The 14,092-nt window shown below is 62.2% G+C and carries 13 protein-coding genes; 6 read left to right on the plus strand and 7 right to left on the minus strand.

What is annotated here, in order from left to right:
- Positions 1-91: 91 nt before the first annotated feature.
- The gene (locus ABRP30_RS09430; RefSeq protein WP_349974484.1) at positions 92-1,168 is read left to right on the plus strand and encodes an ABC transporter substrate-binding protein; all 1,077 of its coding nucleotides are present in this window, start codon (positions 92-94) and stop codon (positions 1,166-1,168) included.
- 266 nt (positions 1,169-1,434) lie between these two features.
- Here ABRP30_RS09430 and ABRP30_RS09435 read toward each other — a convergent pair whose 3' ends face one another.
- Both ABRP30_RS09435 and metH read right to left on the minus strand, forming a co-directional pair.
- A complete protein-coding gene (locus tag ABRP30_RS09435; RefSeq protein ID WP_241803351.1) occupies positions 1,435-1,653 on the minus strand; it encodes a DUF2970 domain-containing protein in 219 nt (72 codons plus the stop codon).
- A 75-nt stretch (positions 1,654-1,728) separates the two neighbouring features.
- Positions 1,729-5,436, minus strand: a complete 3,708-nt coding sequence (gene metH / locus ABRP30_RS09440) for a methionine synthase (RefSeq protein WP_349974483.1) — start codon at positions 5,434-5,436, stop codon at positions 1,729-1,731.
- A gap of 171 nt (positions 5,437-5,607) precedes the next feature.
- On the opposite strand from metH, the gene ABRP30_RS09445 reads away from it, so the two are divergent.
- The 5 genes from ABRP30_RS09445 to ABRP30_RS09465 all read left to right on the plus strand — a co-directional run bounded on the left by ABRP30_RS09445 (position 5,608) and on the right by ABRP30_RS09465 (position 11,002).
- Positions 5,608-7,908, plus strand: a complete 2,301-nt coding sequence (locus tag ABRP30_RS09445; RefSeq protein ID WP_349974482.1) for a fatty acid cis/trans isomerase — start codon at positions 5,608-5,610, stop codon at positions 7,906-7,908.
- Between the two features lie 111 nt (positions 7,909-8,019).
- Positions 8,020-9,054, plus strand: coding sequence for an acyltransferase (locus ABRP30_RS09450; protein WP_349974481.1), 1,035 nt, complete (start codon positions 8,020-8,022; stop codon positions 9,052-9,054).
- Positions 9,055-9,112: 58 nt separating this feature from the next.
- Positions 9,113-9,697 carry a Fe-S biogenesis protein NfuA gene (nfuA, locus tag ABRP30_RS09455; RefSeq protein WP_012313787.1) on the plus strand — a complete coding sequence of 195 codons (585 nt, stop codon included), beginning with the start codon at positions 9,113-9,115 and terminating at the stop codon, positions 9,695-9,697.
- A 208-nt stretch (positions 9,698-9,905) separates the two neighbouring features.
- Positions 9,906-10,514 carry an SCO family protein gene (locus ABRP30_RS09460; protein WP_349974480.1) on the plus strand — a complete coding sequence of 203 codons (609 nt, stop codon included), beginning with the start codon at positions 9,906-9,908 and terminating at the stop codon, positions 10,512-10,514.
- Positions 10,514-11,002: a copper chaperone PCu(A)C gene (locus ABRP30_RS09465; RefSeq protein ID WP_349974479.1), complete on the plus strand. Its 489-nt coding sequence runs from the start codon at positions 10,514-10,516 to the stop codon at positions 11,000-11,002. The genes ABRP30_RS09460 and ABRP30_RS09465 overlap by 1 nt, the downstream gene beginning before the upstream one ends.
- Before the next feature lie 33 nt (positions 11,003-11,035).
- Here ABRP30_RS09465 and ABRP30_RS09470 read toward each other — a convergent pair whose 3' ends face one another.
- From ABRP30_RS09470 to ABRP30_RS09490, 5 genes are all read right to left on the minus strand, one after another.
- On the minus strand, positions 11,036-11,263 hold the full coding sequence (locus ABRP30_RS09470; protein WP_012313790.1) for a hypothetical protein: 228 nt from the start codon (positions 11,261-11,263) through the stop codon (positions 11,036-11,038).
- A 40-nt stretch (positions 11,264-11,303) separates the two neighbouring features.
- Positions 11,304-12,137 (minus strand): AraC family transcriptional regulator, encoded by an 834-nt coding sequence (locus ABRP30_RS09475; protein ID WP_241803357.1) that lies wholly within the window; start codon positions 12,135-12,137, stop codon positions 11,304-11,306.
- Positions 12,134-12,448: an AzlD domain-containing protein gene (locus ABRP30_RS09480; RefSeq protein ID WP_349974478.1), complete on the minus strand. Its 315-nt coding sequence runs from the start codon at positions 12,446-12,448 to the stop codon at positions 12,134-12,136. Before ABRP30_RS09480 ends, ABRP30_RS09475 begins: the two co-directional genes overlap by 4 nt.
- Positions 12,445-13,146 (minus strand): AzlC family ABC transporter permease, encoded by a 702-nt coding sequence (locus ABRP30_RS09485; RefSeq protein ID WP_241803358.1) that lies wholly within the window; start codon positions 13,144-13,146, stop codon positions 12,445-12,447. Before ABRP30_RS09485 ends, ABRP30_RS09480 begins: the two co-directional genes overlap by 4 nt.
- A 96-nt stretch (positions 13,147-13,242) precedes the next feature.
- Complete coding sequence (locus tag ABRP30_RS09490) at positions 13,243-13,896, minus strand: sel1 repeat family protein (RefSeq protein ID WP_277818026.1); 654 nt, start codon at positions 13,894-13,896, stop codon at positions 13,243-13,245.
- Between the last annotated feature and the right edge of the window lie 196 nt (positions 13,897-14,092).

Genomic DNA, 14,092 nt, shown 5'->3' on the forward strand with positions numbered 1-14,092 from the left:
CCAAACGAACTAAGTGAGATTGACTGGCATTTGTCCGTCACTCAGTGCCGCAGGTTTATACTCGTGGGTTTGTTGGTAAGGATGTAACCGCATGCTCAAGGCATTGTGCTACAGCTTGTGCCTGAGCCTGCCGCTGGCAGCCAGCGCTCAGGCCGCTTCGGTGGTGTTCCTCAACCCGGGGCTGCCCGGTGAGACGTTCTGGGCCAGCTACTCGCGCTTCATGCAGGCGGCCGCTGACGACTTGGGCATGACGCTGCAGGTGCAATACGGCGCACGCAACGCCGAGCGTGCACTTGGTCAGGCGCGGGCTGTGCTCAAGGGACCGCAGCGCCCGGACTACCTGGTGCTGGTCAACGAGCAATACGTTGCGCCGCAAATCCTCCGCTTGGCGCAAGGTAGCGAGGTCAAGCTGTTGCTGGTCAGCAACGGGCTGACTGCCAGCCAGGCGAGCGGTATTGAGGCTCAGCCCGCAAAATACGGCGCTTTATTAGGGACCCTGACGGCCAATGACGAGCAGGCCGGCTACCAGATGCTGCACCAGATGGTCGCCTTGCTGCCGCGCAGTAACGCGCCTGTGGACCTGGTAGCTTTCGCCGGGATAAAGACCACGCCCGCCTCGCAGTTGCGTGAACAAGGCATGCGCCGCGCCCTGGCCGACTTCCCTCAGGTGCGACTGCGGCAGGTGGTTTACGGCGGCTGGGACCGGCAGCGCGCCTTTGAACAGGCGCAGCAGTTGTTGCAGCGCTACCCGGGTACCCAACTGGTGTGGTCGGCCAACGACGAAATGGCGTTCGGCGCCATGCGCGCGTTCGAAGCTGCGGGGCGCAAGCCTGGACGAGATGTGGTGTTCAGCGCCATCAACAGTTCCCCCGAGGCCTTGCGCGCGCGCATCGATGGGCGCCTGGGGGTGTTGATGGGTGGGCATTTCAGTCTCGGCGGTTGGGCCATGGTCATGCTGCATGACGATGCCCATGGTGTGGATATCGCTCGGGACGCAAAGCGCGACCATGTGCTGCCTGTGTTGCAGTCGGTCGATCCGCTCAAGGCCAAGCGCTGGCTCAAACTGGCGGAGCAGGACGACTTTGGTGTGGACTTCAAGCGCTTCAGCGCCGAAGGGCGCCCGCCTGCTTACCGTTACCCCTTCCTCACGTCACCTGTCGACTACTGAAAAACCCTGCTTGAGAGAAGGGCATTGCTCGTCTTAACTGCTGGTTGTGAAGTGCATTCCCATAACCACTACAAGAGGCAATGCAATGGGAAATACAACCAAGGCCCGCAAAGCTGACAGCAGCGTCGATGCCTGGGCGATCCTCTGCCTGATCGTCCTGGTGGTGGTCACTGCCGTGTACTGGGTCAGCCACCAATAGCCCTGGCTCCAGACCATGATGCAACCTGAGCCGCCCGCGCAAGGGAATTGCGCGGGCGGGTTGCGTTTCAGCGGGCGGTCAGGTGCAGCGCCAGTTGTACCAGGCCGATCAGGACCAGGATGAACACCAAGGTGAACAGTGCGCCGAGCGCGATGAAATGGCTGGCCTTGCCATGGGTGAAGTCGCGCGCGCGGTTTTTACCGCTCTGTACGCCCAGTGCGGCGGCGAGGATGCTGTGCAGCATCTGCCAGAAGGTAGGGGGTTTGCCTTGGCTGGAATCGTCCATGTTGGCTCCGCTATTCAAGAGGCAATCAGGGACAGTGTAGATGGAAGATGGGGCCGCTAAGCGGCCCCGCACAGGTCAGTTGTCGTAGCCCAGGTTCGGTGCCAGCCAGCGCTCGCTGACGCTGACATCCTGGCCCTTGCGTGCGCTGTAGCTGTCGATCTGGTCTTTGTCGACCTTGCCCACGGCAAAGTACTGCGCCTGTGGGTGAGCGAAGTACCAACCGCTGACCGCGGCGGCCGGGAACATGGCGAAGTGCTCGGTAAGGAACACACCGCTGGGGCCGGTTTCACCGATGGCCGTGCCATCGAGCAGGCGGAACAGCGTGGCTTTTTCGGTATGGTCCGGGCAGGCCGGGTAGCCTGGGGCAGGACGGATGCCGCGGTACTGTTCCTTGATCAGTGCTTCGTTGTCCAGGTGTTCGTCACGCGCATAACCCCAGTGCTCTTTACGCACCTGCTCGTGCAGCCACTCGGCGCACGCCTCGGCCAGGCGGTCGGCAAGGGCCTTGACCATGATCGAGCTGTAGTCGTCGCCCTTGTCCTGGTAAGCCTTTGCCACTTCCTCGGCACCAATGCCGGCGGTCGTGATGAAGCCCCCCATGTAGTCGGTGACGCCGCTGTCCTTTGGCGCGACGAAGTCGGCCAGGGAGAAATTCGGCTTGCCATCGGGCTTGATGGTCTGCTGGCGCAGGTGGTGCAACGTAGCGAGGGTCTGACCATTGTCGCCGTAGACCTGAATATCGTCATCGGCAACCTGGTTGGCAGGCCAGAAACCGAACACGGCGCGCGCGCTGATCAGCTTTTCGTCGATCAGTTTGTCGAGCATCTCGCGAGCATCGTTGTACAGCGAGGTCGCCGCTTCACCCACCACTTCATCGGTGAGGATGCGTGGGAACTTGCCGGCCAGGTCCCAGGAAATGAAGAACGGCGTCCAGTCGATGTACTCGGCCAGGGTGCGCAGGTCGATGTTGTCCAGCACCTTGACGCCTGTGAAGGCAGGGGCGGCCGGCTGATAAGCGGCCCAGTCGTACTTCGGCTTGGCCGCCACTGCCTGCGCATAGCTCAGGCGCTCGGTGCGGGCACTGCGGTTGGCAGTGCGCTCACGCACGTCGACATAGTCCAGGCGGGTTTTTTCAACGAAGTCAGGCTTGAGCTCCTTGGACAGCAACTGGGTGGCCACACCTACCGCGCGGGAGGCGTCGGTCACATAGATCACTGCATCGTTGCTGTACTTAGGCTCGATCTTGACCGCCGTGTGGGCCTTGGACGTGGTGGCGCCGCCGATCATCAACGGCAGCGCGAAGCCCTGGCGCTGCATTTCGCGGGCAACGTGAACCATCTCGTCCAGTGACGGCGTGATCAGGCCGGACAATCCGATGATGTCGCACTTCTCGTCGCGGGCGGTCTGCAGGATCTTCTCTGCCGGTACCATCACGCCGAGGTCGACGATGTCATAGCCGTTGCAGCCCAGGACCACGCCGACGATGTTCTTGCCGATGTCGTGCACGTCGCCCTTGACCGTCGCCATGAGAATCTTGCCCTTGGCTTCGGGCTTGTCACCTTTTTCGGCCTCGATGAACGGGATCAGGTGGGCCACGGCCTGCTTCATCACCCGCGCCGACTTGACCACCTGCGGCAGGAACATCTTGCCTGCGCCGAACAGGTCGCCAACCACGTTCATGCCGCTCATCAGCGGCCCTTCGATGACTTCGATCGGGCGCGCACATTGCTGGCGGCACTCCTCGGTGTCTTCGACGATGTGTGCGGTGATGCCTTTGACCAGCGCATGTTCCAGGCGCTTGCCTACCGGCAGTGAGCGCCAGGCCTCGTTTTCGACTTCCTTGGTGGCACCCCCGCCTTTGTAATCATCGGCGATGGCCAGCAGCGCATCGGTACCTTCAGGCGTGCGGTTGAGCACCACGTCCTCGACCCGCTCGCGCAGCTCGGCCGGGATCTCGTCATAGATCTCCAGCTGGCCAGCGTTGACGATACCCATCGTCAGGCCGTTGCGGATGGCGTGGAACAGGAACACCGAGTGGATCGCCTCGCGCACCGGGTTGTTGCCGCGGAACGAGAACGACACGTTGGACACGCCGCCCGAGCTCAACGCATAGGGCAGGTGGTCACGAATGTAGGCGCAGGCCTCGATGAAATCCACGGCATAGTTGTTGTGCTCTTCGATGCCGGTAGCGACGGCGAAGATATTGGGGTCGAAAATGATGTCTTCCGGCGGGAAGCCGACTTCATTGACCAGGATGTCGTAGCTGCGCTGGCAGATTTCCTTCTTGCGGGCGGCGGTGTCGGCCTGGCCGACCTCGTCGAAGGCCATCACCACCACGGCCGCGCCGTAGCGTTTGCACAGGCGAGCGTGATGCTTGAACTGCTCGACGCCCTCTTTCATGGAGATCGAGTTGACGATGCCTTTGCCCTGAATGCATTTGAGGCCCGCTTCGATCACCTCCCATTTGGACGAGTCGATCATGATCGGCACGCGAGAGATGTCTGGCTCGCCTGCAATCATGTTGAGGAAACGGACCATGGCAGCCTGGGAGTCGAGCATCCCTTCGTCCATGTTGATGTCGATCACCTGAGCACCGGCCTCTACCTGCTGCAGGGCGACTTCCAGCGCTTCGGTGTAATTCTCTTCGCGGATCAGCCGGGCAAACTTGGCGGAGCCGGTGATGTTGGTGCGCTCACCGACGTTGACGAACAGCGACTGGCGATCGATGGTGAACGGCTCCAGGCCCGACAGCCGGCAGGCCTTGGCGATCTGCGGAATCTGGCGTGGTTTGTATTTGCCCACGGCCTCGGCGATGGCCTGGATGTGCCCGGGGGTGGTACCGCAGCAACCGCCGATGATGTTGAGGAACCCGCTGGCTGCGAACTCCTCGACTACCGCAGCCATCTCGGCCGGGGTTTCGTCGTACTCGCCGAAGGCATTCGGCAGGCCGGCATTGGGGTGGGCAGACACGTGGGTGTCGGCTTTGGTCGACAGCTCTTCGAGGTAAGGGCGCAGGTCCTTCGCCCCCAGTGCGCAGTTCAGGCCAACGGAAATCGGCTTGGCATGGCGTACCGAGTTCCAGAACGCTTCGGTGGTCTGGCCGGACAGGGTGCGGCCCGAGGCATCGGTGATGGTGCCGGAGATCATGATCGGCAGTTCGATGCCGTCATCTTCGAACACCTGCTGCACGGCGAAGATCGCCGCCTTGGCGTTGAGCGTGTCGAAGATGGTCTCGATGAGGATCAGGTCGGCGCCACCCTCGATCAGGCCGCGGGTGGCCTCGATGTAGTTTTCCACCAGTTCGTCGAAGGTGACGTTGCGGTAGCCGGGGTCGTTGACGTCTGGGGAAATCGAGCAGGTGCGGCTGGTGGGGCCGAGCACGCCGGCAACGAAACGCGGTTTGTCGGGCGTTTCCAGGGTCTTGGCATCCGCCACCTGGCGGGCGATGCGCGCGCCCTCGACGTTCAGCTCGTAGACCAGCGACTCCATGCCGTAGTCGGCCTGGGAAATCTGCGTGGCGTTGAAGGTGTTGGTTTCCAGAATATCGGCGCCGGCGTCCAGGTACGCCTTCTCGATGGCAGCGATGACATCGGGGCGGCTGAGCAGCAGCAGGTCGTTGTTACCTTTTACATCGCTTGGCCAATCGGCGAAGCGCGTGCCACGATAGTCGTGTTCCTCGAGGCGGTAACTCTGGATCATAGTACCCATGCCGCCGTCGAGGATCAGGATGCGCTCATTGAGTGCGTGCTGGAGTGCTTGGAGACGAGCGCTGCGGTCGGACATAGGAACTACCTGGTCGGGCAAATATCAGAAGGTGCGGAATCATAACAAAGCTGCGCGGTTTTTAGGCGCACCGGCCATTCGCATGAATTTCGTTCATGTTGCGCCATGAAGCACCCACGCTCGACCAGGCAAAAACGTGATGGCTTTTCTAGAACCCAGGACTTTCGGCACATGGTGCATCGTTTTCTTGTCGGCGCTCTCGCGCTGCTGCTCAGCAGTGTCGCGCTCGCACAAGCCCCCCAATCGAGCGCGGTAATTTCCTACACCCGGGATATTCAACCGATTTTCACCGAGAAGTGCGTGGCCTGCCATGCCTGTAACGACGCTGCTTGCCAGTTGAAGCTGGAGAGCCCGGAAGGGGCTGTGCGCGGTGCAACCAAGGTACCGGTGTACCAGGGTGAAAGGAGCAAGGCAGTCCCGACCACGCGGCTTTTCTACGACGCGCACAGCGAAGAGCAGTGGCGCAAGAAGGGCTTCTATTCGGTGCTCGACAGCCAGGGTAGCCAGGCTGCGTTGATGGCCCGCATGCTGGAGCTGGGGCACAAGGCCCCGCTTACCCCCAACGCCAAGCTGCCCGACGACATCGTCCTGGGGCTTGAGCGCAACAACATGTGCCCATTGCCCCATGAGTTCGATGCCTACGCCGGCGCCCACCCCAAAGAGGGTATGCCACTGGCTGTCACCGGCCTGACCGACAAGCAATACCAGACCCTGCAGGCGTGGCTGGCGGCAGGTGCGCCGGTCGAGTATCAGCCCATTCAACCCAGCGCGGCCGAGGCAAAACAGATCGCCGACTGGGAAGAACTGCTCAATCGACCAGGCTCTACCGAGGCCTTGGTGGGGCGCTGGCTGTACGAGCACCTGTTCCTGGCGCACATCCATTTCGTCGGTGGCGAGCAGGGCCACTTCTTCCAGTGGGTGCGTTCGCGCACGCCCAGCGGCCAGCCGGTCGACGTGATTGCCACGCGCCGCCCCAACGATCCGCCGGGTACCGACTTCTATTACCGGTTGATTCCAGTGCAGGGCGTGATCGTGCACAAGACCCACATCACTTACCCGATGGGGCCGCAAAAGCTCAAGCGCGTGAAGCAGCTGTTCTATGCCGGTGACTGGCACGCCAGTGCGCTGCCAGGCTATGGGCCGCGCCACCGCGCCAACCCGTTCGAGACCTTCGAGGCGATCCCGGCGGTGGCGCGCTACCAGTTCATGCTGGATAACGCCGAATACTTCGTCCGCACCTTCATTCGCGGGCCGGTGTGCCGTGGGCAGATCGCTACCGATGTGATTCGCGATAACTTCTGGGCGCTGTTCCAGGAGCCGGCGCACGACCGCTACATTACCGATGCTGCGTACCGTGGCCAGGCCACACCGTTGCTCGCCATGCCAGGCCAGATCGACGACGTGGGCAGTGTGCTCAACCTGTGGCATGCCTATCGTGACAAGCGCAACGAGTATGAAAAGCTGCGTCGCCAGGCCTACGCCGAAATGCCAGCGCCTGGCTGGTCGACCCTGTGGGCCGGCAACGACAATGCGCTGCTCAGCATCTTCCGCCACTTCGACAGCGCGTCAGTGACCAAGGGCCTGGTCGGCGATGTGCCGCTGACCATGTGGCTGTTCGACTACCCGCTGTTCGAACGTACCTATTACCAGTTGGCGGTCAATTTCGATGTCTTCGGCAATGTCTCGCACCAGTTGCAGACGCGGCTGTATTTCGACTTGATCCGCAACGGTGCCGAGGTCAATTTCCTGCGCCTGATGCCGGCGGATGAGCGTGGTGCCATTCTCAGCGACTGGTACCAGAACGGTGGCAAGGTGAAGATGTGGCTCGACTATGAAGACATCGACACCGACACGCCAAGCGGCATCAGGCTCGACCCGCGCGACCCCAAGCGTGACTTCGGCCTCAAGCTGCTGCAACGCACCGGCAGCCTGAATGCCGCACCTGACCCGATCAACCGGTGCCAGGGTGCCTATTGTTCGCGGCCGCAGATGAACGAAGAATTCCGTAACGTCGAGCAGTCGCTCAGCCGCCTGGTATCTCGCCCGGCCGCGGGCCTGAAGGTGATCGATCAGTTACCGGAAGCCACGATGTTGCGCATCGAAGGGCAGGGCGGTCAGCGCCAGGTCTACAGCCTGCTGCGCAACCGTGCCCACAGCAATGTCGCGTTCCTGCTGGGCGAGGCCGCGCGCTACCAGCCGGGGCTCGATACCCTGACCCTGTACCCCGGGGTGCTCAGCAGTTACCCGAACTTCATCTTCAACATCCCGGCGGCAGATGTGCCAGAGTTCGTCGAAGACATGGAATATGCGCGCGATGATCCGGCCAGGTTCGAACGTATCGTCATGCGCTGGGGCGTGCGCCGCAGCCACCCGCAGTTCTGGCGTTACTTCCACGACCTGAGCGCCTATATCAAGGAAACCCAACCGTTGGAGGCCGGGGTGCTGGACATGAACCGCTACGAGAACCTCTGATCGGTTGAGCTGACCTTTCCGGCACACCTGCGGTCGGAAAGGTTGGAGGGTCCGGGGCTGCCAGGCAGCCCAACGTGGCCTCAATGCACCAAGGCAATCGCAGGGTGATCCATGCTGTATTCGCTTCAGGCACTGCGGGCGTTCGCCGCCTGGGTGGTGGTCTGCCACCATTTCATGCAGATCTTTTTCGACTTCCATGCCACTGGCCCCGTTGGCCAATTGCTCACTGCCCGCGGCGCTGTGGGTGTCGACATCTTCTTCGTCATCAGCGGGCTGGTGATCTACCTTTCGACCCGGGACAAACCCGTGGAGCCGCGTCAGTTTCTGCTCAACCGCGCGTTGCGAATCGTCCCTGCCTATTGGTTCTACACCCTGCTGATGGCGCTCGTGCTGCTGGCCTTCAGCCAATGGATGCCGCACCAGGCATTCACCTGGCATCACCTGTTGCTGTCGTTGCTGTTCATTCCGGCGGAGAACCCAGGTGGCTACGGCCTGTACCCGACGTTGAACGTGGGCTGGACGCTGAACTTCGAGATGTTCTTCTACCTTCTGTTTGGCCTGGCATTCCTGGTCCGCAAGCGCCACCAATTGCTGCTGGTGACCGCTGCGCTGCTGCTGGTCAGTGAAGTGCTGGGCCGCGTTGGCGTGCTCAGCCGCTTCTACAACAACGGCATCATCTACGAATTTCTGCTCGGTATCGGCATCGGTGTGCTGTACCGCCGCGGCCTGGTGCGTGAAGCGCTGTGGTTGCCGCTGGCATTGCTGGGGGTGGCCGTCTATGCGATCTACCACCTGGACGCCTCCCAGCGCCTTTTGCATTGGGGCCTTCCCAGCGCACTGATCGTGCTGGCATTCGTAGCGCTTGAGCCGTACTTCCAGGGCAATCGGGTACTCAAGGCATTAGGCGACTGCTCGTACTCGGTGTATCTGATCCACGTGCTGGTACTGTACGCGGGCTGGTTCGCCAGCCAGCGCCTGCACCTCAATCCCTACCTGGTCTTTGCCCTGTGCGTGCCGTCCATTGGACTAATGTCGTGGTTCAGCTACCAGTGGCTGGAGCGGGGCCTTTACCGGCGGATGCAGGCGTGGCTGGCGGCGCCGCGGGAGCAAACGCCGGCATTTGCTCTTTCCCGAGTCAAATGCTAGGACTTTGTTCGAAGGCCAGGTTGGCGTACACTTGGCCGCAAGTCTGTGAGGAACTTACATGAGCGCTATAACCATTACCGACGCCGCCCATGATTACCTGGCCGATCTGCTTTCCAAGCAGAACACGCCTGGCATCGGCATCCGCGTATTCATCACCCAGCCGGGCACCCAGTACGCCGAAACCTGCATTGCCTACTGCAAGCCAGGCGAAGAAAAGCCTGACGACACCGCCGTGGGCCTGAAGAGCTTCACGGCCTACCTGGATGCCGTCAGCGTGCCGTTCCTGGAAGACGCGCTGGTCGACTATGCCACCGACCGCATGGGCGGCCAGCTGACCATCAAGGCGCCGAACGCCAAAGTGCCAATGGTCAACGAAGACAGCCCGATCAACGAGCGTATCAACTATTACCTGCAGACCGAGATCAACCCGGGCCTGGCCAGCCACGGTGGCCAGGTCAGCCTGGTGGATGTGGTCGACGACGGCATTGCAGTGCTGCAGTTCGGTGGTGGTTGCCAAGGCTGCGGTCAGGCTGACGTAACCCTCAAGGACGGCATCGAGCGGACCCTGCTCGAACGTATTCCAGAGCTCAAGGGCGTGCGGGATGTGACTGACCACACCCAGAAGGAAAACGCCTACTACTGATCGGTAGTTCGGCGTTGGCAACACCCTGCTAGCAACAAACTGTTACGGATTCAACCCCTGCGACAACAGGCCGCAGCCCGTGTTTAAAGGGCTGCAAGCCACCACCGCCTTGGTCGGGTAGAACCGCTTGGGGTGTCATGCCAGAATGCCCCGGTTTTTCGGCCGGCCCGTCCCGAGGGTCGGCACCTTCCCTTTAAAGGATGGTTCCATGAATGATCTGTTGACCCGGCGCGCAGTTGTCGCCGGGATGGGCGTTCTCGGGCTCGGCCTGCTGGCAGGCTGCAACCCGGCCCGAGGGCTCGAGTTCGAGTACGGCAAGAACATGAGCAACGAAATCCTGGGGCGCAAGTTCCGCCTCAAGGATACCAAGGGCAACGTCGTCACCCTGTCGAGCTTCTACGGCAGCATGCCGATGATCTTCTTCGGGTTCACCCAGTGCCCGGCAGTCTGCCCGACCACCCTGGCGCGCGCGGCGCAAATCCGCAAGCTGCTCCGTGGCCGCGACCGCGAGCTGTTCCAGGTGGTGTTCATCACCCTGGACCCTGAGCGCGACACCCCCGAGGTGCTCGACGCCTACGTCAAGGCTTTCGACCCCTCGTTCATGGCCCTTACCGGTACGCCGGAGGAAATCGCCGAGGTGGCCAAGGAATTCAAGGTGTTCTACGAGAAGGTCCCGGCCGGTGACACGTACACCATCTCTCATTCGTCCACCAGCTACGTCTACGATACGCGTGGCACCCTGCGCCTGAGCCTGGGCCATTCCCTGAACGCCAAGGAATGCGCCGAAGACCTGGTCACCCTGATGGAGATCTGCTAATGGCTGTTTCACTGCACCCGTTCAAGCGCGGCCTGGCCGCTATCGCCTTGCTGGGGCTGGCGCTGCCGGCTTTGGCCGAGACCACCGTAAGTGATGCCTGGGTACGTGCCAGCGTACCGCACCAGCAGTCCACCGGTGCGTTCATGACCCTGACTGCCAGCAGCGACAGCAAGCTGACAGGGGTGGCATCGCCAGTGGCCAAGACTGTGCAAGTGCACGAGATGACCATGAACGGTGATGTGATGGGCATGAAGCAGGTCGAAGCCGTGCAGTTGCCCGCCGGCAAGCCGGTGAGCCTGGACCCCAATGGCTATCACGTGATGTTGATGGGTTTGACGAAGCAGGTGAAGGAAGGCGACAAAGTCCCGCTGACCTTGACCGTGGAAGATGCCAAGGGTGGCAAGGAAACCTTGGAAGTGCAGGCAGAGGTACGGGCGCTCAACGCCGAGATGGGCGGCGGGCACGACCACATGCACATGAAGCACTGATTGACCCGGGGCCGCTAAGCGGCCCCACTTCATTCAGCTGCGAAAACGTGGCAAAGGCCGTTCCAGGGTCAGCGAGGTCAAGGTCTTGCGGACCTGGGCTTCGTCGGCCTCCAGGGCCTTGAGACTCGCGCGGATCTTGCCAGCGGCAGGCACATCACCCTGCCGGTCGATCCAGTCGGCGATCTCTTTGCAGGCACTGCTCAGGCAGGCCTGGCGCTGGTTCATCAACGATATGAGGGTGGTGAGCTCTCTTTCGGACATGGCAGGAACCTCCAATTCAGCCTAGTCAGTGTAGCAGCAGTTACCCGTGCAGGCAGGCGGTGCGATAGGCGCCTGGGGTGACGCCAAAGGCTTGCTTGAATTGCCGGCTGAGGTGGCTCTGGTCCGCGAAGCCCAGGTTGAAAGCCACGTCGGTCGCAGCCAGGCCGCGCTTGAGCATTTCCCGGGCGCGGGCCAGGCGCCGTTGCTTGAGCCAGGCATGCGGCGGCAGGCCGGTGGCTTGGCGGAACACCCGGGCGAAATGGAACGGCGATAGATTGACCGCGCCCGCCAGCGCTTCGAGCGATGGCGGCTCTGCCAGTTGGCTCTCCAGCAGCTCGCGGGCGCGGGCTACGGCCAGTGGTTCGTGGCCAGGGGGCGCGGGTTCAGCGCATTGCCCGTGTCGTTGAACCAGGGCCAGAACCGCCTGGCGCCAGGCCGTCTGTTGCTGCAGGGCACTGGCGCTGGCTTCGGACAGCTGATGCAGCTTGCTGAAGGCGATGGCCAGGGCCGGGTCCTGGATCACGCTGTCCTTGAAGCTGGGCATGCCGTGGCGGCCCAGTTCCAGCTCGTCGAGCACCCCGGTCACCCGTTCATGGTCCGGATAGAACCCGCGGTAGCGCCAGCCAGCCTCATGGGCGGTAGCGCCGGTATGCAGTTCGTCCGGGTTGATCAGCACCATGCTGCCCACCGGCGCCAGGTGCTCGCTGCCGCGGTGCCAGAAGCGCTGGGCACCCGACTCGATCACAGTGAACACATAACCTTCGTGAACATGCGGGGCGAAGCGTTGCTGAATGTAGCGCGCATGCAACATCTCGACATCGCCCAGGGCGGGCGCCTGCCAAAGGTGGGTCTGTTCGCGCAGGGGCGTGCTCATGTCAGCCAGCTGCGCAGCAGGAAGAAGATCAACATGCTCACCAGCATGCTCAGCAATACACTGCGGGTCAACAGCACCAGCACGATGGCCACTACAGCCCCCAGCAGGTAGGGATTGAGCGGGCTCAAGTCCAGCTGATGGCCGGGCAGGAAGACGATTGGCCCGCAAATCGCGGTGAGCATGCCCGGCACGGCAAAGCCTAGAAACTGCCGGGCATTGGAGCTCAGGCGCAGCGGTAGGCGCGGCTCCAGGAACGCGTAGCGATTGAGGAAGACGACGGCGCCCATGGCGAAGATCAGTAGCCAGATCATACGCGACCTCCGGAAAATTTCTGGCAGACGAAACCGGCAGCCATGCCCAGCAGGCCGGCGGCCACCAGCGCGGTTTCCCAATGCCAGTAGCTGAAAAGCACTGAACAGAACAGCGACACCGCCACGCACACTAGCGTGGCGAGGTTGCGCACCAGTGGGGCGATCAGGGCGACAAAGGTGGCGACAATGGAAAAATCCAGGCCCAGCTGGTCCAGGTGCGGGATGTTCTGGCCCAGCACGATCCCGGCCAGGGTGAACAGGTTCCAGGCCACATAGAAGGTCAGGCCGACTCCCAGCGCGTACCAGCGGTTGAATTGCTGTTGGTCATAGTGGCTGGTCAAGGCGAAGAACTCATCGGTCAGCAGGAAACCCAACCCCAGGCGCCAGCGCAGCGGCTGGTTCGACAGCACCGGGCGCATCGATAAGCCGTAAAGCAGATGTTGCGAGGTCAGCAGCAGGGTGGTCAGCAAGATCGACAGCAGGTTGGCGCCACCCTTGAGCATGCCGATGGCCACCAGTTGCGCGGCGCCCGCGAACACGATCGCCGACAGCCCCTGACCCTCCCAGGCACTGAGGTTGGCCTCGATGGCCATCGAGCCAGCCAGCAGGCCCCAAGGCGCGACGGCCAGTGATAACGGAAGAATGGCGATGGCGCCGTGCAGAAAAGCTTGGCGAGCGATGGGCGGACTGCTTTGCATGATGGCTGCAACACTGTTGTTCGGCAGCGCAGCATGCCAGAGGGTGGGCCAGGTGGCTTGAACGATCTTGCTGGTTTGCCACTGCCGTAGCAATGATCAACGCTGGCTGGTCAACCGCCGTTGTGCTGCTGCGCAACCATTGATTTCCACCGCCTTTTGCAGCAAGTCCCGGCGATGCTGTGGGTCCAGGTCGCCCAGCAACCGATACACCTCAGCCTGATAGTCGCGTTGGCGGCCCCACTGCATTTCCAGCCCTTGTGGCTGGCTGCGGCTGCAAGCCAGGCGTGTGGCCGGTTGCGGGTAGTAGGGCGCATACAGCGTGGCCATGCCTGGTATCGCTTCGAGCGCCTCGCGGTAACGGGGGCTGGCGTTATACGGTGGGCACCAGGTGGCGATCGCCGTAGCGGGCGGGGCAAAGCCCTGCTGCAGGCTGGCCTTGAGCAGCGGGCAGGCAGCATCAGGGATTTGCGCCGCAGGCAGGTAGGTCGTGTAGTACAGGGCCAGGCGGTATTGGGCCACGGGATGGCCGAGCTCCACTGACTTTTCAAGCAGGGCTACCGCAGTTGGCAGCGTGCGGGCCATGGCCTGGCCCTGGCGTTTGAGTTCCGGGTCGCCGCCAATGGCAGTGCGCAGCGTGTTGCCGTCATCCTCTGGAGTGTCGGCCTGCTCCAGCAATGGCAGGGCCTGGCGATACAGCAAGTCGGCATGCGGATCGATACGCACGTCGAGCGCTTGTGCGGCAAACGGCATCAGCGAGATGAGCAGTGCGGGCACGCGGGCGAAACCACTCACAGGCAGGCCCCACTGGCACCACAGCCCGGATAAGCAGAAAGATACTGGTAGTCGGCTCGGGTGTTCATCACAAGTACACGTGCGCCTCAGGCGTATCGGAACGATGGCCTATTCTAGCCAACCGGATGGCGCTACCGAAAGGGCAACGCACATT

Source organism: Pseudomonas sp. WHRI 8519 (assembly GCF_040224055.2).
GTDB lineage: Bacteria > Pseudomonadota > Gammaproteobacteria > Pseudomonadales > Pseudomonadaceae > Aquipseudomonas > Aquipseudomonas putida_X.

What these genes read in the sequence shown, in the direction of transcription:
- ABRP30_RS09450 (WP_349974481.1), top strand. Translation starts at nt 8,020, where the DNA reads ATGCTGTATTCGCTTCAGGCACTGCGGGCGTTCGCCGCCTGGGTGGTG.
- ABRP30_RS09485 (WP_241803358.1), bottom strand. Translation starts at nt 13,146, where the DNA reads ATGCAAAGCAGTCCGCCCATCGCTCGCCAAGCTTTTCTGCACGGCGCC.
- ABRP30_RS09430 (WP_349974484.1), top strand. Translation starts at nt 92, where the DNA reads ATGCTCAAGGCATTGTGCTACAGCTTGTGCCTGAGCCTGCCGCTGGCA.
- nfuA (WP_012313787.1), top strand. Translation starts at nt 9,113, where the DNA reads ATGAGCGCTATAACCATTACCGACGCCGCCCATGATTACCTGGCCGAT.
- ABRP30_RS09490 (WP_277818026.1), bottom strand. Translation starts at nt 13,896, where the DNA reads ATGCCGTTTGCCGCACAAGCGCTCGACGTGCGTATCGATCCGCATGCC.
- ABRP30_RS09460 (WP_349974480.1), top strand. Translation starts at nt 9,906, where the DNA reads ATGAATGATCTGTTGACCCGGCGCGCAGTTGTCGCCGGGATGGGCGTT.
- metH (WP_349974483.1), bottom strand. Translation starts at nt 5,436, where the DNA reads ATGTCCGACCGCAGCGCTCGTCTCCAAGCACTCCAGCACGCACTCAAT.
- ABRP30_RS09445 (WP_349974482.1), top strand. Translation starts at nt 5,608, where the DNA reads ATGGTGCATCGTTTTCTTGTCGGCGCTCTCGCGCTGCTGCTCAGCAGT.
- ABRP30_RS09465 (WP_349974479.1), top strand. Translation starts at nt 10,514, where the DNA reads ATGGCTGTTTCACTGCACCCGTTCAAGCGCGGCCTGGCCGCTATCGCC.
- ABRP30_RS09470 (WP_012313790.1), bottom strand. Translation starts at nt 11,263, where the DNA reads ATGTCCGAAAGAGAGCTCACCACCCTCATATCGTTGATGAACCAGCGC.
- ABRP30_RS09475 (WP_241803357.1), bottom strand. Translation starts at nt 12,137, where the DNA reads ATGAGCACGCCCCTGCGCGAACAGACCCACCTTTGGCAGGCGCCCGCC.
- ABRP30_RS09435 (WP_241803351.1), bottom strand. Translation starts at nt 1,653, where the DNA reads ATGGACGATTCCAGCCAAGGCAAACCCCCTACCTTCTGGCAGATGCTG.
- ABRP30_RS09480 (WP_349974478.1), bottom strand. Translation starts at nt 12,448, where the DNA reads ATGATCTGGCTACTGATCTTCGCCATGGGCGCCGTCGTCTTCCTCAAT.